The organism is Acinetobacter sp. V102_4, assembly GCF_031799005.1.
Taxonomy (GTDB): Bacteria; Pseudomonadota; Gammaproteobacteria; order Pseudomonadales; family Moraxellaceae; genus Acinetobacter; species Acinetobacter calcoaceticus.
In genome coordinates this window covers 191,312-214,817 of the sequence record NZ_JAVQNR010000032.1, presented here as the reverse complement: position 1 = coordinate 214,817, position 23,506 = coordinate 191,312, and the positions used below count along the sequence as shown (strand labels likewise).

The 23,506-nt window shown below is 39.3% G+C and carries 20 protein-coding genes; 14 read left to right on the top strand and 6 right to left on the bottom strand.

Features of this window, described 5'->3' with window-relative positions; translation table 11 throughout:
• Positions 1-280: 280 nt before the first annotated feature.
• Positions 281-1,336: a 4-hydroxyphenylpyruvate dioxygenase gene (gene hppD, locus RMB13_RS03555; RefSeq protein ID WP_005037867.1), complete on the top strand. Its 1,056-nt coding sequence runs from the start codon at positions 281-283 to the stop codon at positions 1,334-1,336.
• Between the two features lie 66 nt (positions 1,337-1,402).
• Here hppD and RMB13_RS03550 read toward each other — a convergent pair whose 3' ends face one another.
• The 4 genes from RMB13_RS03550 to fahA all read right to left on the bottom strand — a co-directional run bounded on the left by RMB13_RS03550 (position 1,403) and on the right by fahA (position 4,970).
• The gene (locus RMB13_RS03550; protein ID WP_004640140.1) at positions 1,403-2,182 is read right to left on the bottom strand and encodes an IclR family transcriptional regulator; all 780 of its coding nucleotides are present in this window, start codon (positions 2,180-2,182) and stop codon (positions 1,403-1,405) included.
• Between the two features lie 295 nt (positions 2,183-2,477).
• On the bottom strand, positions 2,478-3,026 hold the full coding sequence (locus tag RMB13_RS03545) for a VOC family protein (protein WP_004640138.1): 549 nt from the start codon (positions 3,024-3,026) through the stop codon (positions 2,478-2,480).
• A gap of 17 nt (positions 3,027-3,043) precedes the next feature.
• Complete coding sequence (maiA, locus tag RMB13_RS03540) at positions 3,044-3,676, bottom strand: maleylacetoacetate isomerase (protein ID WP_281835707.1); 633 nt, start codon at positions 3,674-3,676, stop codon at positions 3,044-3,046.
• On the bottom strand, positions 3,663-4,970 hold the full coding sequence (fahA, locus tag RMB13_RS03535; protein ID WP_311084426.1) for a fumarylacetoacetase: 1,308 nt from the start codon (positions 4,968-4,970) through the stop codon (positions 3,663-3,665). The genes maiA and fahA overlap by 14 nt, the downstream gene beginning before the upstream one ends.
• A 357-nt stretch (positions 4,971-5,327) precedes the next feature.
• On the opposite strand from fahA, the gene RMB13_RS03530 reads away from it, so the two are divergent.
• The 3 genes from RMB13_RS03530 (at position 5,328) to zigA (ending at position 8,966) form a co-directional block, all read left to right on the top strand.
• Positions 5,328-6,716 (top strand): amino acid permease, encoded by a 1,389-nt coding sequence (locus RMB13_RS03530; protein WP_017391098.1) that lies wholly within the window; start codon positions 5,328-5,330, stop codon positions 6,714-6,716.
• A 157-nt stretch (positions 6,717-6,873) separates the two neighbouring features.
• Positions 6,874-7,560, top strand: a complete 687-nt coding sequence (locus tag RMB13_RS03525) for a D-Ala-D-Ala carboxypeptidase family metallohydrolase (protein ID WP_311084425.1) — start codon at positions 6,874-6,876, stop codon at positions 7,558-7,560.
• Between the two features lie 176 nt (positions 7,561-7,736).
• Positions 7,737-8,966, top strand: coding sequence for a zinc metallochaperone GTPase ZigA (zigA, locus tag RMB13_RS03520; RefSeq protein ID WP_311084424.1), 1,230 nt, complete (start codon positions 7,737-7,739; stop codon positions 8,964-8,966).
• Between the two features lie 33 nt (positions 8,967-8,999).
• On the opposite strand, the gene RMB13_RS03515 is transcribed toward zigA, so the two are convergent.
• Positions 9,000-10,112, bottom strand: coding sequence for an acyltransferase (locus RMB13_RS03515; RefSeq protein ID WP_311084423.1), 1,113 nt, complete (start codon positions 10,110-10,112; stop codon positions 9,000-9,002).
• A 352-nt stretch (positions 10,113-10,464) separates the two neighbouring features.
• On the opposite strand from RMB13_RS03515, the gene hutC reads away from it, so the two are divergent.
• The 10 genes from hutC to murI all read left to right on the top strand — a co-directional run bounded on the left by hutC (position 10,465) and on the right by murI (position 22,653).
• The gene (gene hutC, locus RMB13_RS03510; RefSeq protein ID WP_311084422.1) at positions 10,465-11,217 is read left to right on the top strand and encodes a histidine utilization repressor; all 753 of its coding nucleotides are present in this window, start codon (positions 10,465-10,467) and stop codon (positions 11,215-11,217) included.
• Complete coding sequence (locus RMB13_RS03505; protein ID WP_311084421.1) at positions 11,214-11,789, top strand: HutD family protein; 576 nt, start codon at positions 11,214-11,216, stop codon at positions 11,787-11,789. The genes hutC and RMB13_RS03505 overlap by 4 nt, the downstream gene beginning before the upstream one ends.
• A gap of 250 nt (positions 11,790-12,039) precedes the next feature.
• Entirely contained in the window at positions 12,040-13,719 is a 1,680-nt protein-coding gene (gene hutU, locus RMB13_RS03500) for a urocanate hydratase (RefSeq protein WP_005037887.1), read from the top strand.
• Positions 13,720-13,807: 88 nt separating this feature from the next.
• Positions 13,808-15,346, top strand: coding sequence for a histidine ammonia-lyase (gene hutH, locus RMB13_RS03495; protein ID WP_003654215.1), 1,539 nt, complete (start codon positions 13,808-13,810; stop codon positions 15,344-15,346).
• Between the two features lie 64 nt (positions 15,347-15,410).
• Positions 15,411-16,823 (top strand): amino acid permease, encoded by a 1,413-nt coding sequence (locus RMB13_RS03490; RefSeq protein ID WP_311084420.1) that lies wholly within the window; start codon positions 15,411-15,413, stop codon positions 16,821-16,823.
• Between the two features lie 51 nt (positions 16,824-16,874).
• Positions 16,875-18,080, top strand: a complete 1,206-nt coding sequence (gene hutI, locus RMB13_RS03485; RefSeq protein ID WP_311084419.1) for an imidazolonepropionase — start codon at positions 16,875-16,877, stop codon at positions 18,078-18,080.
• Between the two features lie 11 nt (positions 18,081-18,091).
• The gene (hutG, locus tag RMB13_RS03480) at positions 18,092-19,012 is read left to right on the top strand and encodes a formimidoylglutamase (protein WP_311084418.1); all 921 of its coding nucleotides are present in this window, start codon (positions 18,092-18,094) and stop codon (positions 19,010-19,012) included.
• A gap of 252 nt (positions 19,013-19,264) precedes the next feature.
• The gene (locus RMB13_RS03475) at positions 19,265-21,091 is read left to right on the top strand and encodes a DUF885 domain-containing protein (protein ID WP_311084417.1); all 1,827 of its coding nucleotides are present in this window, start codon (positions 19,265-19,267) and stop codon (positions 21,089-21,091) included.
• A 99-nt stretch (positions 21,092-21,190) separates the two neighbouring features.
• A complete protein-coding gene (locus tag RMB13_RS03470; protein ID WP_311084416.1) occupies positions 21,191-21,829 on the top strand; it encodes an HAD family hydrolase in 639 nt (212 codons plus the stop codon).
• Between the two features lie 23 nt (positions 21,830-21,852).
• Positions 21,853-22,653, top strand: coding sequence for a glutamate racemase (gene murI, locus RMB13_RS03465; RefSeq protein WP_311084415.1), 801 nt, complete (start codon positions 21,853-21,855; stop codon positions 22,651-22,653).
• Here the strand turns inward: murI and RMB13_RS03460 are convergent.
• A complete protein-coding gene (locus tag RMB13_RS03460) occupies positions 22,640-23,263 on the bottom strand; it encodes a LysE family translocator (RefSeq protein ID WP_191000952.1) in 624 nt (207 codons plus the stop codon). The genes murI and RMB13_RS03460 overlap by 14 nt on opposite strands.
• Positions 23,264-23,506 lie beyond the last annotated feature (243 nt).

Genomic DNA, 23,506 nt, shown 5'->3' with positions numbered 1-23,506 from the left:
ATTTTTAAGGGTTTAGTGAAAAATCTCAATCGTACTTTTAGATAAGAAAGGATAGTGTGTATGGAAAACAAACACCCAATGGAACGGGAATTAATCATCAAAAGCTTCACGCTCTTCATATCTTCGTTTTAGTGATTCGTTTTTTTCTCATAGGATGCGTTGGGTTAAGGCATTTTGACGGTTCAAGACCTACCCAATAAATACGTATTCTATAGAGAAAGGAGCTGAATTGATCAGCAATAGAGATAAACGGAACAGGTAATCACCAGAGGGAAACTAGATGGATATTTTAGAGAACCCATTAGAATTATGCGGTTTTGCATTTATTGAGTTTGTTTCAAAAGAAAATGAATTAGATCCAGTTTTTGAAACAATCGGCTTTTCAAAAGTAGCCAAGCATAAATCGAAAGAAGCGTACTTATGGCGTCAAGGAAATATCAATATTATCCTGAATTATCAGCCAGAATCTTATGCTTCATTCTTCTTTAATGAACATGGTCCATCTGCTTGTGCGATGGGTTTCAAAACACGTGATGCAGCAAAAGCTTTCCAGAAAGCAGTAGAGCTTGGTGCTGAACCGATGTATTCAAAAGTTGGGCCAATGGAGCTCAACATTCCGGCAATTAAAGGTATTGGTGGCATGCCAATCTTTTTAGTTGACCGCGATATCTATGAAAATGACTTTGTTTTCTTTGATGATGCCCAAAGACATCCAGTGGGTGCAGGCTTAAACGAAATTGACCATTTAACTCATAATGTCTACAAAGGCCGTATGGAGTATTGGGCAAACTTCTATGAAAAAATCTTTAACTTCCAAGAAATTCGTTACTTTGATATTAAAGGCGAATATACAGGCTTAACGTCTAAAGCATTAACAGCGCCAGACGGCATGATCCGTATTCCATTAAATGAAGATTCAGATAAAGGAAACGGCCAAATTGCAGAGTTCCTGTCTGATTTTAATGGCGAAGGTATTCAACATATCGCGTTTATTTGTGATGACTTAATTTCGACTTGGGATAAGTTAAAAGGCCTTGGTCTGAAATTTATGACACCGCCACCAAATACATATTATGAAATGCTACCAGAACGTTTACCTGAGCATGGTGAGCCGACTGACGAGTTAAAACAGCGTGGTATTTTGCTAGACGGCAATACCAAAGATGGTCAGAAGAAACTGTTATTGCAAATTTTCTCTGAAAACATGATTGGTCCAGTCTTCTTTGAATTTATTCAACGTAAAGATGATGATGGCTTTGGTGAAGGTAACTTCAAGGCATTATTTGAGTCAATTGAACGTGACCAGATTCGCCGTGGTGTTCTAGAAACTAAATAAGCTGAGCTTTGTTTCTAATCTAAAAAAACCAAGAGTTTGATCTCTTGGTTTTTTTATGGCTATTGATTAGCGACTTTTAATATATTGATTGATGAGCTTCACTTCATTTTTTAAGATTTCAATCGTTTTACTGTGCGGGTCGACTGGTAAAAACATTTCGCTATCTAGGGCGACAATACAAAACTCGATGCTCTGATTTGAATTAAACACAGGTAAACCAACTGCATTAATTCCTGTCAGTAAGTCACCTTTCGCTGCCGACATTTCTTGCTGACGTATCGTTTCTTTAAGCTCTGTAAACGCTTGCCAGTTTTGTGGCGCAATATTAAGACCAAGTTCTTGATGCTTTTGCCATTCTGTTTCCATTAAGGGGCGAACAAAATGCTCTGGAAGATAAGAAGCAAATAAACGTCCAGCAGCAGAATTGACTAAAGGCATAATCGAGCCGACTTTAGTGACAATCGAAATAGGGTGGTTTGATTCAATCGATTGAACAACTACAGGGCCTTTCGGCGACCATTTACTAATTTGTATGCCGCAACCAATTTTGTTTTGTAGGTCGTAAATTAAATGCTGTACTAGCTGTAGTGTGTCGCTATGTTGAACACAGTTTAGACCCAAGCGCCATGCTTGATCGCCCAAAGCATATTGCCCATCATCAAGCTGTTTTGCATATTCCATGCGAATAAGACTAACGAGATAGCGATGTACCTTCGCAGGATGCATTTCTAGCTTGCTAGACAGGTCTTTGAGAATAATAGGTTGATTGTGCTCTAAAAGGGCGTTTAGTACAGATAAACCGACTTCAAGTGATTGAACCCCCCCAGATACTTTTTCTTCAATCATTTAAATACCCTTAATAAAGTTACTTCAGTTGTTAAACAGTGATGTTCAAAACATAAATTGAAATTGCTGCGTTTTACATCATGCCTGAGCCTAGTGCGAAATAGAAATCACCTTTTTCTATTAGCGAAATTGGCATGTTTAATAATCAACAATTTTCTAAAATCACCATACTCTCATTTGTAGCGCAAATTTCTAGAAATTTAGCAGCTTTAAATAATATAAATCGGCATTGATACAGAACAGTTCATTCAAACAATTCTAATCAATGCCGACTTTTTAGATCGATCTTTTAAAATTAGGTTCCTAACTCTTCTTCATGCAAGAAATGTGTGTGGTGAGGAGCACGTTTAGTTTTGCTCCATTCCTCAAGCATTTCTGCTTTCATTTCTTCAGTAATTTTTGCAATTTTTTCTTCAGCGCGCACATCGTTATAGGTAAGTTCTAAACGATGGCCATTTGGGTCAAAGAAATAAATTGAGTGGAAAATACCATGATTGGTTACGCCCAAAACTTTCACATCATTTTCTTCTAAATGTTGCTTGGCAGCCATCAGGGCATTGACATCTTCAACTTCAAAAGCAATATGCTGTACCCACTGAGGCGTATTTTCGTCTCGGCCCATTTCTGGTTGAGTTGGCAATTCAAAAAATGCCAAAACGTTGCCTTGACCTGCATCTAAGAATAAATGCATATATGGGTCAAAAGCTTTAGTTGATGGGACATGGTCTTCAGCAAAAGCTAAAATGAAATCCATGTTGAGCATTTTTTTATACCACTCAACAGTCTCTTTCGCATCCTTACAACGATATGCAACGTGATGTATTTTTTTAATGGCAAATGTCATATTAAAACTCCTTTTTACTATTCCCAATCTGGTTGTTGTTCTGGCGCCGCGTTATAAAAGGCTGGGATAGACAAACAATGGTGATAAATCGATTCAATTTTTGGAAACGCAGATAAATCAATCTTGAAGCGTTTCGCGTTATAAACCTGTGGAATCAGACAGCAATCGGCAATTGTTGCTTCTTGTCCAAAGCAAAATTGGCCATTCGAATTTTGTAGTTGCTGTTCCAGATTTTGAAAACCTTCAAGAATCCAGTGTTGATACCAGTAATTTTTTTGCTCATCTGAAACATTTAACTCATTTTTTAAATATTTCAGAATGCGCAGGTTATTTAATGGGTGCATATCACAGGCAATAGCTTGTGCAAAAGCACGGATTTTGGCTCTCTCTTGCACATCACTTGGAAGTAATTTGGTTTCTGGATATTGTTCATCCAGATATTCCAAAATACTTAACGATTGAGACAAGGTTAAATCGCCATCAATTAAGGTCGGAACTAGAGCACTGCGGTTTAACTTTAAATAGTCTTCGCTTTGCTGTTCATTTTTTACTAAATGTACCGGAACAGTTTCATAAGCAAGACTTTTAATATTTAGGCCAATCCGTACTCTGTAGGCTGCAGAGCTACGAAAGTAACTATACAGCTTCATAGTCAGGCTCCGAAGTTTCTGCAAAATTGAAAGTTAATGCAGGAAGAACCGTGTTTCGAACTTCACCAAAGCCAATACGAATACCATTTTTTTCACAGTGGCCTTTCATGATGAGCGTATCGCCGTCTTGCAAGAAACCACGAGTTTCACCGTTGGCAAGTGTTAACGGCTTGGTGGTGTTCCATGTAAGCTCAAGCAAACTGCCATACGAATCTGGTGTAGAACCTGAAATGGTACCTGAACCCATTAGGTCACCAACCTGAACATTACAACCAGCAATGGTATGGTGGGTGAGCTGTTGAGACATAGACCAATACATATATTTAAAATTGGTTTTACAGATCACGTCAGTTTGTGTCGATTTCGGCGTTTGAATTTCAACACTCAAATTAATGTCGTAACTATTAGCGACATTTTCTTGTAAATAGCCCATTGGCTTCGGGTCTTGTTTCGGGCCTTCAACTTTAAATGGTTCAAGTGCTTCAAGCGTCACGACCCAAGGTGAAATCGAACTGGCAAAGGTTTTAGCATTAAAAGGGCCGAGTGGAACATATTCCCATTGCTGGATATCGCGTGCTGACCAGTCATTGAGCAATACCATTCCAAAAATATGATCCCAAGCATCTTCAATAGCGATAGGCTGACCGAGTTGCGTTGGTTTACCCACAATAAACGCTGTTTCAAGTTCAAAATCGAGTTTACGCGTTGCAGAAAAAACTGGGCGCTCTTCATTTGGAAGTTTAATTTGACCAGATGGGCGTACGACGTGAGTGCCACTGACTACAACAGAGCTAGCACGGCCGTTATAACCGACAGGTAATTCAGTCCAGTTTGGAAGCAAGGCATTTTTTGGGTCGCGGAACATACAACCCACATTAGTCGCATGTTCTTTAGAAGAATAGAAATCGGTGTAACCAGGTACTTGAACAGGTAAATGCAAAGTCACGCTGTCTTGTTTAACCAATACTTCCTGACGTAATGCTTCATTTTGTTGAAGCGTTAAATTATCAGCCGAGAGAAGAGACTGTAGTGTCTTACGCACTTTTGACCAGTTTGCTTTGCCAGACTCAATAAATTTATTCAGGGTCGGTTGATTAAAGTAGGTGTCGTGGCTTGAAAGTTGTAAAAGACCATGCTTTTCAAGAGCAGCGAGATCAATGACCCAATCACCAATAGCTACACCGACTTGGCGTTCGCTTTCGGCAGTTCTGCTAAAAATACCATAAGGCAAATTATGAATAGTGAAATCTGATTGAGGTGAAACTTCAATAAAAGAATTTAGGTTTTGTTCCATTTTCGCGTCCTTGTCTTTATCTCGGGTCATATACAAATAAAAGTTCGGTCTAGGACTGAGCTACTCGATAAGTTGTTAACCTTTGCTGAGAGCATCTTTTGTCTTATGAATTTGATATAGACCGAGCACAACCAATTGCTTCATGCCTCTATAATACTGAATTCATCAAATTACGCAATACACAACTTAATTACACATTTCATAATAATTGTCATTTCTTGTATTTTCTGTTTTCATTCGCGGTCATGAGAAAAGTCACGCAATTATTTTTTCATGAATCTCTATGAAAGTTTGATTAATTTATGATATACGTAATTTATTGGAAAAAAATTACGTGACAAGGATGGGAATAATCATATGTCAGCACAAGAGCAAGGAAACCTGAAACACGGTTTGAGTAATCGGCACATCCAACTTATTGCATTGGGTGGGGCGATTGGCACAGGGCTTTTTCTTGGTATATCACAATCGATTAAATTAGCAGGTCCATCAGTCATCCTTGGCTATGCAATTGCAGGATTTATTGCTTTTTTAATGATGCGTCAGCTTGGTGAGATGGTGGTTGAAGAGCCAGTAAGTGGGTCTTTTAGTCATTTTGCCTACAAATATTGGGGACCATTTGCTGGGTTCATGTCTGGATGGAATTACTGGGTACTGAATGTACTCGTTTGTATGGCCGAACTAAGCGCAATTGGTCTTTATATTCAATATTGGTGGCCGCAAATTCCAACGTGGGCATCTGCTTTAACCTTCTTTGTCTTAATTAACGGCATTAATTTGCTGCATGTTAAGTTTTTTGGCGAAATGGAATTCTGGTTTTCTATTGTCAAAATCTTGGCAATTCTGGCAATGATTGGTTTTGGCTCATATTTATTAGCAACTGGTACAGCCGGTCCGCAAGCCAGTATCAGCAACCTTTGGGCACTCGGTGGGTTTTTCCCATTTGGTGTTGAAGGCTTAGTGATGGCAATGGCGGTTATTATTTTTGCTTTTGGTGGTATCGAACTTTTTGGTATTACTGCGGCTGAAGCACGTGATCCGGATAAAACCTTACCTAAAGCTGTGAATCAAATTATCTACCGTATTTTGATTTTCTATATTGCGACACTTTTTGTTTTATTCTCGCTCTTCCCGTGGAACCAGATGGCTGAAGGCGGTAGTCCATTTGTGATGGTCTTTGCTTCTTTAGATAGCCAAGGCATTGCAACGTTGCTGAACTTTGTGATTTTGACTGCTGCGGTTTCAGTTTATAACGGTACGAGTTATTGCAGTAGCCGTATGCTATTGGGTCTTGCACAACAAGGTAATGCACCAAAAGCATTTGCACATATTAATAAACGCGGTATTCCAACCAATGCCGTGATTCTTTCTGCTGCGGTGACTATTTTATGTGTGCTGTTAAATTACATTTTCCCTGAAAAAGCATTTGGTTTGCTCATGATGTTAGTTGTAGCAGCCATTGTAATTAACTGGGTTGTAATCTCATGGACACATTTAAAATTCCGTAAATACACGCAAAGCCAAGGTCAAACTACAAAGTTCCCAAGCTTTATGTATCCATTTAGCAACTATCTTTGCATCGTGTTTATGTTGGGCATTTTAGTTGTAATGTCTTTAACACCAGACATGCGTATTGCAGTCATGATGATTCCCGGATGGATTCTATGTTTAATGGTGGCTTATCAATTTAAACGTCGTAAGTTGAAAGCAGAGCAACCTGTGCCTGCACTTGAAGCTGATTTGTAAGATTGATTCAACCATAAAAGGACGTATCTCATACGTCCTTTTTTATTTTTAAAATTTAGCAACAGAAAGTAAAAGATTTTATTATTGTTATAATATAACATTTCTTGAATTTAATGATGAGCATCTTTCCCATTATTGGTGAAGATAGAGCATATTTATGAAGCGTTATTTAGGTTTACTTTTATTATCTCTCACAGCATGTAGTACTCAAACACCCAAGCCAACGATTCCTTTGCAACCGCAGTCCAAGTTGCCTCAACCTTCAAAGATAGTCAGTAAAATAAAGCCACAACCTCAGGATTATATTGCATGGTTAGCAACAGGGGAGCATCGACAATCTGTACAGGCTTACAAGCAATTTCTGCAAAAAAATGGCCTTGCTACTTTAATTCCAGACCATGAATTATTACGTTCAGCCCGAGATTGGCAAAAATGTGGAGTTGAACCCTATGCGGTGCCTCCACGCGAGATTTGGTCCAATATCGTTCCGACACTCAGCATCTTAAAAGCATTGGTTAACGATGGGGTAATAAACGATTTTGAAGTGACATCGGTTTATCGAGCTTTATCTCTAAACCGCTGTGCTGGTGGTGCGGATGCTTCTCGACATGTCTTTAATGCAGCGCTGGATTTTCGAATTGGGCCAGAACAGCCGAGTGACTTAGACCAGTTCAATATTCAACAAAGCAAAACCAAAATTTGTCAGTTCTGGGCAACCAAAGGGCAAGCACTCAAGATGGGATTGGGGGTGTATGCCTCGGGACAAATTCATATTGATAGCCAAGGTTTTAGAGCGTGGGGGCCTGATCACCACTATAAAACGTCAATGTGTCAGGGCTTTTAAAAGCAAATTTTTAAAAGACTAAGTGAATTGGCTTAAATAAAACTGGAATAAAAACTTGATCAATAGTTATGTTATAACATAACATTAATGTGGTTTAGAGTAGAAACACCTGCCATCTGACCATATTTAATGGTTAGTCATGATTAGTTTTAAATATTATTCAAAGAGAACAAGCCATGCGAACTGCAATCGCCAACTCATTTGCCAAACTTCCTGTCACTGTTTTATCTGGTTTTTTGGGGGCAGGAAAGACCACGTTACTTAACCATATTTTAAATAATCGTGAAGGTCGCCGTATTGCCGTGATTGTGAATGATATGTCTGAGGTGAATATTGATGCGGCATTAGTACGCGAAGGTGGGGCGGAGCTTTCAAGAACAGATGAAAAGCTGGTTGAAATGAGCAATGGCTGTATCTGTTGTACGTTACGAGAAGATTTACTGGTTGAAGTTAGACGTTTAGCCGATGAAGGCCGCTTTGACCAATTAGTGATTGAGTCAACAGGCATTTCAGAACCGTTGCCTGTTGCAGAAACCTTTACTTTTGAAGACGAAGATGGAAATTCTTTAAATGAATTTGCTCGACTCGACACCATGGTCACTGTAGTCGATGCTTTTAACTTCCTTAAAGATTACAGCTCTCTGGACTCACTACAGCAACGTGGAGAGTCGCTAGGTGAACTAGATGAACGAACTGTGGTCGATCTTCTTATTGATCAGATTGAATTTTGTGATGTGATTGTGCTGAATAAAATTGATTTGATTGACCAAGCTCAGCAAGAGCAGCTCACCGCAATTCTAAAGACATTAAACCCACGTGCCCGAATTGAAATTGCTCAATTTGGAAAAATTGCTTTAGATAAAATTTTAAATACACAGCTATTCGATTTTGATGAAGCAGCACAAGCACCGGGATGGTTAAAAGAATTGCGTGGTGAGCATACGCCAGAGACCGAAGAGTATGGAATCAGTAGCTTTGTTTACCGTGCGCGTCGACCTTTTCATCCACAGCGTTTTTATGATTTGGTACAGGCTGAATGGCCGGGAGTCGTCCGTTCCAAAGGCTTTTTCTGGTTGGCTGCCGAACCGACATTGGCTTATTCATGGTCGCAAGCAGGAGCAATGGCAAGGCACGGCTTAGCAGGTTATTGGTGGGCCGCCGTTGCAGAAGAAGACTGGCCGAGTGACTTAGACAGCATCGAACAAATTAAAAAGGTTTGGGATGCAAAAACAGGTGATGCAAGGCAAGAGCTGGTTCTCATTGGTATGCAAATGGATGAGCAAGCCTTAATAGAACGCTTAGACCGTTGTTTATTAAGTGATGAAGAAATGGCTTTAGGGCCACAAGCTTGGCAGAGCTGGTCTAACCCTTTTAAGCAAGATGATGAAACTATGTTGATCGCTTAATTAAATAAGCCCCTATTTTAAAGGGGCTTATTTTTATGATTTGTCTTTAATGAAAATCTTTCGAATGTAGCTGTTAAGTGGGGTGGAATAATATTTTTCAATTGCTGCACTGATGATGAAAGTCAGAACGAGATAGGCAATTAAAAGCATAATTTTGATGCTAGAGTCAGTTTGAGCTGGAATAAAAGCAACTTTCATAAGACCCAGTACAACCAGATGAAACAAATAAGTTTCATAACTTCGTTGTCCCAACCAGACCATAATTTTTGTAAATAGACTATGCGCTTGCGTTCCCGTAGGATGCTGAAAACACAAAATGAGTATGCCTGTGGCAAAAGCAAATAAGCTAATACCCCATGTACTGACTTCTTTAATGGGAGCATATAAATAAAGAGCGACCATGCTCAAAATAATTAACCACGAAAGAGGTTTTTTATAGGCCCAATCTGGCTGATATTTATGAGAAAAAATCGCTGTTAAACAACCAATGGCTATGCCATCAAAACTCGAAAAATAATGATATAAATAGGCACCACTTTCTTCTCCAAAATGTAGAGATCTAAAATAAGGTCCGTATAAAATTACCCCAACAAGTACAGCAATAAATACCTTATTACTACGCGTGAGCAGGCACAATAATGGAAACACAAAGTAGAAAACTTCTTCTACAGAGAGTGACCACAACACGCCCAAAGCGTAGTTTACCCAACCAAATTTTATAATCAGGATATTCATCCAGAAAGTTAAAGCTGCAAATATGGTTAAGGGATATGAGACCTCAATGCCATTTGGTGCTTGGTTTACAAAGGGTTTTAAGTCAAATGACCCAAGTAAACTTACGCCTAAAATGAGTAAAACCAGACACGGTAAAATGCGGGCTGCTCGTCGGATATAAAAATGTTTGAGGTTAATTGCGGAGAATTGTTTGTCTCTTTTTAAAGTGTGATGGGTAATTAAAAAACCCGAAATCACAAAAAACATGGTCACGCCATAATTTCCGTTTCTTGCGATGACTGTGCTAAATGCTTCACCTAAAAAATTAAAACCTAACCATGTATCTTTAAGTTTATAGGGAATATTAAAATGGTGTAAAAGAACCAAAAGGATAGAGATTCCTCGAAGAATATCTATTTTATAATTACGCATTCGATGTGCTTCCAGTTTTATTAATATACTGTGTGGCAGAAGAATACTATCGATCAGTTATTTTAAATAAAATTTTTAAGCATCATTTCGTAACTCCGAAAAGGCCACACTTTGAAGCCCTTGGATGGAGCAAAGGCATAGCACAAATAATTATTAAATAAATATTGATAAAACCTTTATATATTTGAATTTATCTACATAAAACTTTAAATTAGCTCTTGTTGAGCTATGTTTATTTTTTAAACTTTTTAAAATCTATTTAATTCATAAATTAACATATTGTATGTGGTTGTATATACATAGCATGTCAACTAAAATATGATTTTGCCTGCTGCCTTTTTGAGTATTTGTTATGCCCAGAACATCAAAACAAGAACATGCTGAGCTTTCGATTGAAGCTGATAGTCCAGTTCCTTTATATCAACGCGTAAAACAGCTGATTTCACAAAAGATTTATGAAGGCTCTTGGGCTGTAAATAAAAAAATTCCTTCTGAAAGCGAGTTGGTCAATCAACTTGGTTGTAGTCGAATGACAGTCAATCGTGCGCTACGCGAATTAACTACAGAAGGTCTATTGGTACGTATACAGGGTGTTGGTTCTTTTGTTGCTGAAGGGCAAGGCCGAACTGCGCTTTTTCAAATTAATAATATTGCTGAAGAGATTATCGCCCGTAACCATAAGCACCATGCTGAAGTTTTAATTTTAGAACAAATTTATGCAAATGCAGAGCAAAGTGTATTAATGCAGACTCGTGAAGGGCAAAAGCTGTTTCATTCAATTATTGTGCATTATGAAAATGATGTGCCAGTTCAGGTCGAAGATCGTTTGGTTGATGCAGCACTCATTCCAGATTATTTAGAACAAGACTTTAAAACCATTACCCCCAATGCATACTTAATGGCGAAAGCACCTGTGACAGAAGGCGAGCACATTGTTGAAGCCGTTTTAGCATCTCCGCAAGAGTGTAAGTGGTTAAAGATTACTAAAGCTGAACCATGTTTACTGATCCGTCGTCGTACATGGTCCAATAAGCAACTCATTTCTAGTGCCCGTCTGACTTATCCCGGCAGTCGTTATTATCTCGAAGGCAAATTTACGCAATGATTGAAGTACTCAAGGCAGACCAATATACAAAAATGCTTTGGAAAAATGGTGCGGGTTACACTTTGGAAATTGCGCGAAGCCAAGGTGAAGCTGATTTTGATTGGCGCATTTCGATGGCTGATGTGACCACTTCTGGGCCATTTTCGCTATTTCCCAATAAGCAGCGAATTATTAGTGTGCTTGATGGACAAGGCATCGTATTACATGTCGATGATCTGCCTGCTAGGTCATTAAAGCTGGGCGAGATTTTTGCTTTCCATGGTGAAAGTCAGGTGCATAGTGAGTTAGTTGACGGTGCAATTCGAGATCTAAATTTAATTTATGATTCTGCAAAATTTCATGCCCGCTTTCAAAGAGTAGATGGTACAGAAGCACAGACTTTTTTAAGCTCGGCAGACCTGATTTTTATTTTTAATAGTGGTTCTGACATTGAAGTAGCGATTGAAGAAAAAGCCTTTTTACTTGCTGCCCACGAGACTCTAAAAATTGAGAAAACCACTGCGATTACATCAGTTCATTTCCCTCAGAATTGGGCAAAAAATTGTTATGTTATTGAGTTAATTCAACGTTAAAACTAAATAAGTTATTTTTTTAAAGCACATATCTAGTGAAAGGATATGTGCTTTTTTTATGTGGTTCATAAAAATAAATTATTTTAATTCATATACTTATTAAGTCTTTGCAAAAAAATATGAGCAAGCCTCTTCACGCCGTAAAATATTTGTGTAGTATATGGATGTATATACAAGTTAATACATTACTATACAAATGCAGAAACAAGTGATGTTCTGCTGATGTAAGCTCAAAGGAAGGAGTCCGCCTGTGACAACAACAACGACAACAAAATTTCGTGATGTAGAAATTCGTGCGCCACGCGGCACTGAATTGACGGCTAAAAGTTGGTTAACTGAAGCGCCATTACGTATGTTGATGAATAACCTTGATCCGGATGTTGCAGAAAACCCGAAAGAGTTGGTTGTATACGGTGGTATTGGCCGTGCAGCACGAAACTGGGAATGTTTCGACAAAATTGTAGATACTTTAAAAAATCTTGAAACTGATGAAACTTTATTAGTTCAATCAGGCAAACCAGTAGGTGTATTTAAAACTCATAAAGATGCACCACGCGTTTTAATTGCAAACTCAAACCTTGTGCCGCACTGGGCAAACTGGGAACACTTTAACGAGTTAGATGCAAAAGCTTTAGCAATGTACGGTCAAATGACAGCAGGTTCATGGATCTATATTGGTAGCCAAGGCATTGTGCAAGGTACTTACGAAACTTTCGTTGAAGCAGGTCGTCAGCATTACAACGGTGATTTAAAAGGTCGTTGGGTATTAACTGCTGGTTTAGGCGGTATGGGTGGTGCTCAGCCTTTAGCTGCAACACTTGCAGGTGCTTGTTCTTTAAACATCGAATGTCAGCAAGCAAGTATCGATTTCCGTTTACGTACGCGTTATGTAGATGAACAAGCAACTGATTTAGATGATGCTTTAGCTCGTATTGACCGTTACACGAAAGAAGGTAAGGTCATTTCAATTGCACTTCATGGTAACGCTGCTGAAATTTTACCTGAGCTTGTTCGCCGTGGTGTGCGTCCAGACATGGTGACAGACCAAACAAGTGCACACGATCCACTGAATGGTTACTTACCAGTAGGTTGGACTTGGGATGAATACCGTGAACGTGCAAAAACAGAACCCGAAGCTGTTGTAAAAGCTGCAAAACAGTCGATGGCGAAGCATGTACAAGCGATGCTCGATTTCCAAAAAATGGGTGTTCCAACATTTGACTATGGAAATAACATCCGTCAAATGGCGAAAGAAGAAGGCGTAGAAAACGCTTTTGATTTCCCTGGTTTCGTACCTGCTTATATCCGTCCATTGTTCTGTCGTGGTATTGGTCCATTCCGTTGGGCAGCGCTTTCTGGTGACCCAGAAGACATTTATAAAACAGATGCCAAAGTGAAAGAGTTAATTCCTGATGATGAACATTTACATCACTGGTTAGACATGGCACGTGAACGCATTAGCTTCCAAGGTTTACCAGCTCGTATTTGCTGGGTGGGTTTAGGCTTACGTGCAAAACTTGGTTTGGCATTTAACGAAATGGTTCGTAGTGGTGAATTATCTGCACCAGTTGTGATTGGTCGTGACCACTTAGACTCAGGCTCAGTTGCGAGTCCAAACCGTGAAACTGAAGCAATGCAAGATGGCTCAGACGCAGTATCAGACTGGCCTTTATTAAATGCTTTGTTGAATACAGCAGGCGGGGCAACTTGGGTGTCTCTACACCATGGTGGCGGTGTAGGTATGGGCTTCTCTCAACACTCAGGCGTTGTGATTGTGTGTGATGGTACAGATGACGCTGCTGCACGTATTGCTCGTGTACTGACCAATGACCCTGCAACAGGTGTTATGCGTCATGCCGATGCAGGTTATGAAATTGCGATTAACTGTGCGAAAGAGCAAGGCTTAAACTTGCCAATGATCACTCAATAAAAACACATGGAAAAAACTAGCGGTGCTTTTTGCAATTGTGAAAAGCACCGTCTCAGCAGAATATAGTGCCAAAAATTAGGAAGCCAACATGGAATTATTGATCCAACCGGGAAAATTAACCTTAGCTGATTTACGTCAAGCTTACCTCAACCCGATTAAAGTTAAATTAGATGACAGTGCTTCAGCTGCAATCAACGCAAGCGTGGCTTGTGTAGAACAGATTGTAAATGAAGGGCGTACAGCTTACGGCATTAACACAGGTTTTGGTTTACTTGCTTCAACCAAGATTGCTCCTGAAGATTTAGAACAATTACAGCGTTCATTAGTTCTTTCGCATGCAGCAGGTGTAGGTGAGCCACTTGATGATGCAATGGTTCGTTTAATTATTCTATTGAAAGCAAATAGCTTGGCACGTGGTTTCTCAGGTATTCGCCGTAAAGTCATTGATGCATTGTTGGCTTTAATTAATGCAGAAGTTTATCCGCATATTCCTCTTAAAGGCTCAGTAGGTGCTTCGGGTGACTTGGCACCACTTGCGCATATGTCATTGATTTTATTGGGTGAAAGTAAGGCGCGCTATAAAGGTGAATGGATACCAGCAGTTGAAGCTTTAAAAATTGCAGGCTTAGAGCCAATTTCTTTAGCAGCTAAAGAAGGCTTGGCACTTCTAAACGGTACACAAGTTTCGACCGCTTATGCTTTACGTGGTTTGTTTGAAGCTGAAGATTTATTTGCTGCTGCAACTGTATGCGGTGGTTTAAGTGTTGAAGCAATGCTGGGTTCACGTTCACCGTTTGATGCACGTATTCATGAAGTACGTGGTCAACGTGGTCAAATTGATGTGGCTGCGGCTTATCGTGACCTTTTAACAGAATCAAGTGAAATTGCACATTCACACGAAGACTGTAGCAAAGTTCAAGATCCGTATTCATTGCGTTGTCAGCCACAGGTGATGGGTGCATGTCTAACTCAAATCCGTCAGGCTGCTGAAGTTTTAGCAATTGAAGCAAACGCAGTGTCAGATAACCCTCTTGTTTTTGCAGCAGAAGGTGATGTGATTTCAGGCGGTAACTTCCATGCAGAACCTGTAGCAATGGCAGCAGATAATCTGGCATTGGCAATTGCAGAAATTGGTTCACTTTCAGAACGTCGTATTTCGATGATGATGGACCGCCACATGTCTCAGCTTCCACCGTTCTTGGTTGCAAATGGCGGTGTTAACTCAGGTTTCATGATTGCTCAAGTTACAGCAGCAGCGCTTGCGAGTGATAACAAAGCACTTGCACATCCTGCGAGTGTTGATAGTTTACCGACTTCAGCGAATCAGGAAGACCATGTTTCGATGGCGCCTAACGCGGGTAAACGACTTTGGCCAATGGCCGATAACGTTCGCGGCATTCTAGCTGTTGAATGGTTAGGCGCTTGTCAGGGTTTAGATTTCCGTGAAGGCCTAAAAAGCTCGCCTAAACTTGAACAAGCCCGTAAAATCTTGCGCGCTCAAGTGCCGTACTACAGCGAAGACCGTTTCTTTGCTCCTGATATTGAACAGGCAAGTGAATTACTTTCGAGTGGTTGTCTAAACGAGTTAATTATTCCAAACCTACTCCCTAGTCTATCTGAAGTGTGATTAATAAAACGGTCACATGGAGTGGCCGAATCTAACTAAATATCCTCAAGGATTGGAGATTATAATGTCACAAAACTCCACACTACAGCGGGGGCTGAACACCCGTCACATTCGTTTCTTGGCATTGGGCTCAGCAATTGGGACTGGGCTTTTCTATGGTTCGGCAACTGCCATTAAAATGGCTGGGCCTTCAGTATTACTAGCGTATATCGTTGCAGGGATTGCAATTTATATTGTTATGCGCGCACTGGGTGAAATGGCTGTCCATAACCCTGTATCTGGTTCATTTAGTCACTATGCATCACAGTACATAAGTCCACTAGCAGGTTTCACCACAGGTTGGACTTATGTTTTTGAAATGGTGATTGTTGCACTTGCCGATGTCACTGCTTTTGGTATTTATATGGGATTCTGGTATCCCGATGTACCACGGTGGATCTGGATTTTATCGTTAATTATGTTTTTAGGCGCTATTAACTTAATTCACGTTAAAGTCTTTGGTGAACTCGAATTCTGGTTATCCATTATCAAAGTTACTGCCATTGTTGCCATGATTCTAGGTGGTTTAGGGCTTATGTTCTATGGCTTCCAGGCTGATCATAGCAATTTCGTACCGGGTATTTCAAACCTATGGATTTATGACGGTTTTATGCCGCATGGTATTGCAGGTTTGGTGGCATGTTTATCTGTAGTGGTATTTGCCTTTGGTGGTATTGAGATTATTGGCATTACAGCGGGTGAGTCTCAAGATCCGAAAACGACTTTGCCAAAAGCAATTAATGCTGTTCCAGTTCGTATTTTACTTTTTTATGTACTCACGATTTTTGTTTTGATGTCGATTTTCCCATGGAACCAAATTGGTAGCCAAGGTAGTCCATTTGTCCAGATTTTTGAAAATTTAGGCATTAAATCAGCAGCAAATATTTTAAATATTGTCGTGATTACAGCGGCTGTTTCAGCAATTAACAGTGATGTATTTGGCGCAGGCCGTATGCTTTATGGCATGGCAAACCGTGGTCAAGCACCTCGAATCTTCCAAAAATTGTCACGTAATGGCGTGCCATGGATGACTGTTGTGGTGATGGCTGGTGTGCTATTGACGGGTGTGGTACTGAACTACCTGATTCCTGAAAATGTATTCATGATCATTGCATCAATTGCGACTTTTGCAACCGTCTGGGTTTGGCTCATGATTTTGCTTTCGCAAGTAGCAATGCGCCGTAAATTATCTACTGCTGAAATTAAAGCACTTGATTTCCCTGTATGGGGTTGGCCATATGCACCTGCGTTCGCGATTGGTTTTATGGTGTTCATTTTAGTCATGATGGGTTATTTCCCTGATTCACGTCCTGCAATTTATGTAGGTATAACATGGCTTGTACTCTTAACTATTGCTTATCGCATATGGGTAAAACCAGAGCAAAATCTGGGAAAGGAAAATAATCCTATCCAGCAAAATGTTGAGATAGAAAGCTAACAAATGAACTGCCCAATGGTTTAACTATTGGGCAGTTTTGAGGAAAGGCTCATGAAAAAACTTTGGCAAAATTGCCACATTGCGACCATGCAAAATGGGCAATATTCTTACATTGAAGATGCAGCAATTGTCACAGAAGGGCATCTCATTCAGTGGATTGGAAAACAACAACAACTTCCTACCGACACATATTCCGAAACAGTTGATTTAAAAGGCGCTTGGGTTACCCCAGGGTTTATCGACTGTCATACGCATAGTGTATTTGGTGGCAACCGTAGTGTTGAGTTTGAAAAACGCTTACAAGGTGTAAGCTATGCTGAAATTGCAGCAAGTGGTGGTGGCATTGCAAGTACAGTGCGCGCAACGCGTGAAGCAAGCGAAGAACAATTACTCAATTCGGCACTTAAGCGCATTCGCTGTATGCAACAAGACGGTGTAACCACCATCGAGATTAAGTCTGGTTACGGACTCAATTATGAAAATGAACGCAAAATGCTGCGTGTGATCCGTCAAATTGGTGAAGCTTTACCGATGACGGTAAAAAGTACTTGTTTGGCTGCTCATGCTTTACCGCCAGAGTACAAAGATCAAAGCGATGCTTATATCGAGCATATCTGTACAGAAATGCTGCCTAAACTGCATGCTGAAGGTTTAGTCGATGCTGTTGATGCTTTCTGTGAGCACTTAGCATTTTCACCAGCTCAGGTCGAACGTGTTTTTAAAACAGCACAGTCTTTAAATTTACCCGTTAAGCTTCACGCGGAACAGCTCTCATCATTAGGTGGTTCAAGCTTGGCAGCACGTTATCATGCTTTGTCTGCCGACCATTTAGAGTACATGACCGAAGATGATGTTAAAGCCATGGCAGAGTCGGGTACGGTTGCTGTGTTATTGCCGGGTGCTTTTTATTTGCTGCGTGAAACACAATATCCACCAGTTGAAAGCCTCATTAAACATGGTGTGCGTATTGCACTGTCGAGCGATTTAAACCCGGGCACATCTCCAGCACTTTCTTTACGTTTAATGCTCAATATGGGAAGCACACTATTCCGTCTTACACCTGAGCAAGCATTGGCAGGGGTGACTATTCATGCTGCACAAGCGCTTCGTTTAGAGCAAACCCATGGCAGTCTGGAGCAAGGTAAAGTCGCTGACTTTGTGGCTTGGGATATTGAGCATCCATCTGAAATTGTTTACTGGCTTGGCGGAGATTTGCCTAAGCGAGTAATTCAGCATGGACAAGAAGTTATTTTTTAAACGGTATCACCATGAATCACACATTTAAATGGCAAGGTCGCCATGATGGCGAAGGTGAAGCACACCAACGCATTCATCATATTATCAACAAGACCCAATACGCAGACTTTGCGCTGATTGGTTTTAGCTCTGATGAAGGTGTAAAGCGTAACAAGGGTCGCGTCGGTGCTGCCGATGCGCCAGACGCAATCCGTAATCAGCTGGCTAATTTACCTATTCATCGTCCAGTCAGTATTGTCGATTTGGGTACAGTGACCTGCGAATATGACAATTTAGAGCAAGCTCAAACTGAGTTGGCTGAGCAAGTCGCAAATAGCCTACAAAATGGTTTAAAACCAATTGTTCTTGGTGGTGGACATGAGGTTGCATTTGGTAGCTTTAGTGGTCTATTCCAATATGTACAAGCACATGCGCCTGAACAAAAAATAGGCATTATTAATTTCGATGCCCATTTTGATTTGCGTGAAGCAGAGCATGCAACCTCTGGTACACCTTTCTTACAGGCAGCTCGACTTTCAGAACAACATCAAAAACAATTTAATTATTTATGTATTGGGGTAGCTAACCATGCCAATACTAAAGTTTTGTTTGATACAGCGGATGCTCTGAATTGTTCATATTTACGCGATCATGAGGTTAATATTTTTAACCTGAACAACGTACTTGCGGCGGTTGATGCTTTTATTGAAAAAGTAGACTGTTTGTACGTTACGATTGATTTAGATGTCTTCGCGGCCGCGGTTGCACCCGGAGTAAGTGCACCAGCTGTAAAAGGAATTGATTTAGCCACTTTTGAAGCAATTTTTAAGCATATTCAAGAGACTGGGAAAATCAAACTTTTAGATATTGCTGAGTGCAATCCAAAATTTGATTTAGACAATAGAACAGCAAAACTGGCTGCATACATTGTTTATCAATATTTGTTTTCTTGAGGAACAATTTTTAATGTAGAAATTCAAAAGTGCACTGAGATCGCTCATGTGCACTTTTTTAAGTTTCCGATACATTAAAGTCAAATACGGAATATAGATAGCAACTATAAATAATTTAATTAGAAAGAAAATTAATTTATAAAATCATTGAGTTAAAAAAATACTCGATTTTTACACTATTTTATATGCTGCTTGGCACGTAATTTGTTTTGTCTTTATTTTAACCTTTGTTAAATATTTCTGGATAATTAAATGAAAAACAGAACCTTACATTTTGCTTGTATTAGTGTTTTATTTTGGATGTCTCATTCTTCTAATGCTGCAACCCCCGAAACTAATACAAATACCATCGAAAAATCACAATCTAAACAAAACAGTAATGTCTCTGTTCGGGTGAAAGCTTTAAACCAGCTTTTACAAGAACAGTGGGAATATACTTTAAAAAATAATCCTGAAACTGCAACGACTTTAGGAGATTTACGCTACAACGATCGATGGACCGAGGTTTCAAAAAATCAGATCGAGAAAGATAAAAAAAGTACTCAAAATTTTTTAAAACGTTTTGAAGCAATTGATAGCACAGGGTTTTCAGCAACTGATCAATTAAATAAAGATCTAATGATTTATCAGTTGAAAGAAACACTTAAAAATTATGATTTGAAATTGTATGAGATGCCTTTCAATCAAATGTGGGGGTTACATTTACAATTTCCGGGATTTATTAGTTCGATTCCCTTTGATAATGCGAAGCAATATCAAGACTATATTTCTCGTTTAAAACAAATTCCTCTTATTCTTGATCAAGGTACTCAGTTAGCAAAACAAGGACAAAAAGATGGCTTGATGCCACCCAAATATTTAATTGAAAAGGTAGCAAAGCAGATTAATAGCATTGCAGCTCCCGCAGGGAAGGACAGTGTTTTTGCCTCTCCATTAAAGCAATTTCCAAAAAATATTTCGAAAGCAGAACAAGAACGTTTAAGCCGTGAAATGCTACAGGCCATAGATCAGCATGTTCGGCCTGCCTATCAAAAACTCGGAGCATTTATTCAGAAAGATTACTTACCCTATGGACGACAACACGAGGGTATATGGAGCTTGCCAAAAGGTGACGAGCTCTATCGCTTTTATGTAGAAAATAATACGACAACGTTAGAAAGCCCTGAAAATATTCATCAGCTCGGATTAAAAGAAGTTGCTCGTATTGAAACGGAAATGCTTAAAATTGCCAAAGCACAAGGTTTCAATGACTTAAAAAGTTTCCAACAATCATTAAAAACAAATCCCGCTGTTTTCCCAAAATCTCGTGAAGAAATTTTAGAGATTTATCGGGGGTATATTGCCCAAATGCAACCAGAGTTGCCGAAGCTCTTTGGTTTATTGCCAAAAAATAAAGTCGAAGTTTTACCTGTAGAGCAATATCGAGAAAAAGAAGCGGCAGGTGCGGAATATCACCAAGGCACGCCTGATGGTTCACGCCCCGGACAAGTGTATGTGAATACAGGGGACTTCTCTGAACGTTCAAAAATATCAATGGAAGCGACTGCTTACCATGAGGCAATTCCCGGCCATCATATGCAGATTGATATTGCCCAAAACCTGCCAAATTTGCCGATGTTCCGAAAGCAGCCCAACCATACCGCTTATATTGAAGGTTGGGCGCTTTATGCAGAGCAGTTGGGTAAAGATGTTGGTTTCTATAAAGACCCGCTTTCAGACTATGGAAGACTATCGAGTGAGTTGTTCCGTGCTTGTCGGTTAGTGGTTGACACCGGCGTACATTATAAAAAGTGGACCCGTCAGCAAATGATTGATTTCATGAGAGATCATTCTGCTTTAGATGAACCTGATATTCAGGCAGAGGCAGATCGATATATTGCTGTTCCTGCCCAAGCATTGGCATACAAGATGGGCCAATTAAAAATCTTAGAATTAAGAGAGTTAGCGAAACATGAGCTTGGAGATCGTTTTGATATAAAAGCATTCCATGACATGATCTTAAATGCAGGAACATTGCCTTTAAATATATTGGATGCACGTATTAAAAATTGGATAAAAGAACAAAAAGCGGCAGCTTAAAACAAAATTCAAAATTTAGGTCAGGTCCTCGTTGGGCCTGATTTAAAAACCAATGGAAAACAGAATATAATTATAAAAAATATATTTTCGAAACTAGAAATGGAAAAAAACCTAAAAGAATATCAAGCGATTATTTTTGATTTAGATGGCACCTTAGTCGACTCCTTTCATTTTTTTCTAAGCGTTTTAAATCAACTTTCCGCAAAGTATAAGTTTAAATCTGTAGAGCTACATGAAGTAGAGCAGTACAAACATCTTTCACCAAAAGAAATTATGAAAGAGATGAAAGTCTCCAAATGGAAATTACCTTGGATTGCGAAAGATTTTATTCGGTTAATGAAAGAAAGAGATGAAGAAATTCATCTGTTTGAAGGTATGCGGGACCACTTAATTGAACTACATAATCGGGGATATACGCTCGCAATTATCACTTCAAACTCTAAAGAAAATTGTCAAAATGTAATGGGTAAAGAACTCTGTGAGCTTTTTAGCCATATTGATGGTGGCTCGTCTATATTTGGCAAAGCGAAGCGGATTAAGCATGTTCTCAACATTTTAGATGTAAGTAAAAACCAAGCAATTTATGTCGGCGACCAAACCACTGATGGCGAAGCTGCACATAAAGCAGGTATTGATTTTGCTGCCGTCGGTTGGGGTTATACATCGGCCGAAAAATTAAAAACCATTCAGCCCAAAGTCGTGCTCAATGACTTGGCAACCATGAAAGAATTTTTCTAAATATATGAAATGCAGGACAAACCATGAATAACAATAACAACCCGATTGGAATGATTGATTCTGGTTTAGGTGGGTTGTCTCTCTTTAAGCATATTCGGCAGGCCCTTCCGAATGAAGATATTATCTATTTCGCTGACTCGAAATATGTCCCGTATGGAGACAGAGAAAGCGACTGGATTGTTTCACGAACTACGCATTTAATTTCAAATCTCGTTGCACAGGGTAAATGCAAAGCGATCGTTGTTGCTTGTAACACCATGACGGCTGTAGCGATTGAAACGATTAGAGCACAAATTAGTGTGCCACTCATTGCCATAGAACCAGCGGTAAAACCAGCTGTGGCAATGACCATGAGCAAGCATATTGCGGTTTTGGCAACTGCCACTACGGTTAGGGGTAAAAACTTAAAAAGTTTAATTGAAACATATGCGCAAGATATTAAAGTCTCTTTAGTACCGTGTATTGGTTTGGCCGAAAAAATTGAAACGGGCAAAGCGCATACCGCGGAAGTTAAGGATTATTTAAAAAATATTTTAGCGCCGTTGGTCGAGCAAAAAGTCGATACGATTATTTTAGGATGCACACACTATCCATTTGTCTCAGACACGATTCAGGAAATTGTAGGCCGTGATATTCAAATCATTGAGCCTTCGGAAGCTGTAACAGCGCAATTAATTCGGCAGCTCAATCAATATCATTTAAGTTCTGAAAGTCCAAATGAAGGAAATCATATTATTTGGACCAGTTCAGACCCGTTGGAAGTTGCGGGCGTTACTTTTTCTTTGTTAGGTACGCATTTACCCGTAGAAACTACTGGTTTTTAAAGCCAAGAAAAACGCCTAGCCCCATAAAAATGAGTCCACCCATAACTGACATAGATTTTTGGGGCTTCTTCGATTTAGTTAATTTTTGGCTAATGTAATTGGCTAAAAACACACAAACCACATCAGCAGAAACAAAGATTAGATTCACTATAAGCCCCAGAATGATGAATTGAGACCAAACTGGAAAATCTAATGAGGTATTAATAAATTGGGGTAAAAATGCGATATAAAAAATAGCGGTTTTAGGGTTTAAAACTTCGACCAGAATGCTCTGCTTCAAAGATAACTGACCATTTTCAACATTTTGCTGAACAGTAGGGGACGAGGTAGATCTAATTAATTTAATGCCTAACCAAACTAAATACAAAGCACCTAAAATCTTAATAATATCATAGAGTTTTGGAATAATTTGAAAGATGGTCGTTAAGCCTAAAGAGGCTGCAATGATATGAAAACAACCTCCTAAGAAAATTCCAAATGCTGCCATCAAACCAGATTTTCTGCCGCGAGAAAGCGTCTGCGCAGCCGTATAAAGCATTGCCGGACCCGGAATATAAGCAAAAATAATTGTAGTAATTAAAAATGTAATGAAAAGCTCTAAAGAAATCATGTTTTACCTATCTTATTGTTACTATTTTTGAGTGAATTTTAAACAATTTAAAGTATATGAAATTTATAAGTATTTCAATTTTATAATCAGATTTATGGCTATAAAAACTCAAAATAACTTGATCTAACTTTTAGAGTCACTGTCAAAAAATCTCAATCACAAAACTCTAAGCTCAGAGCACCTAGATTAAGATATTTTTTATACTTAACTTTTCTCATCTTGGACGTATTTATATTAATTATT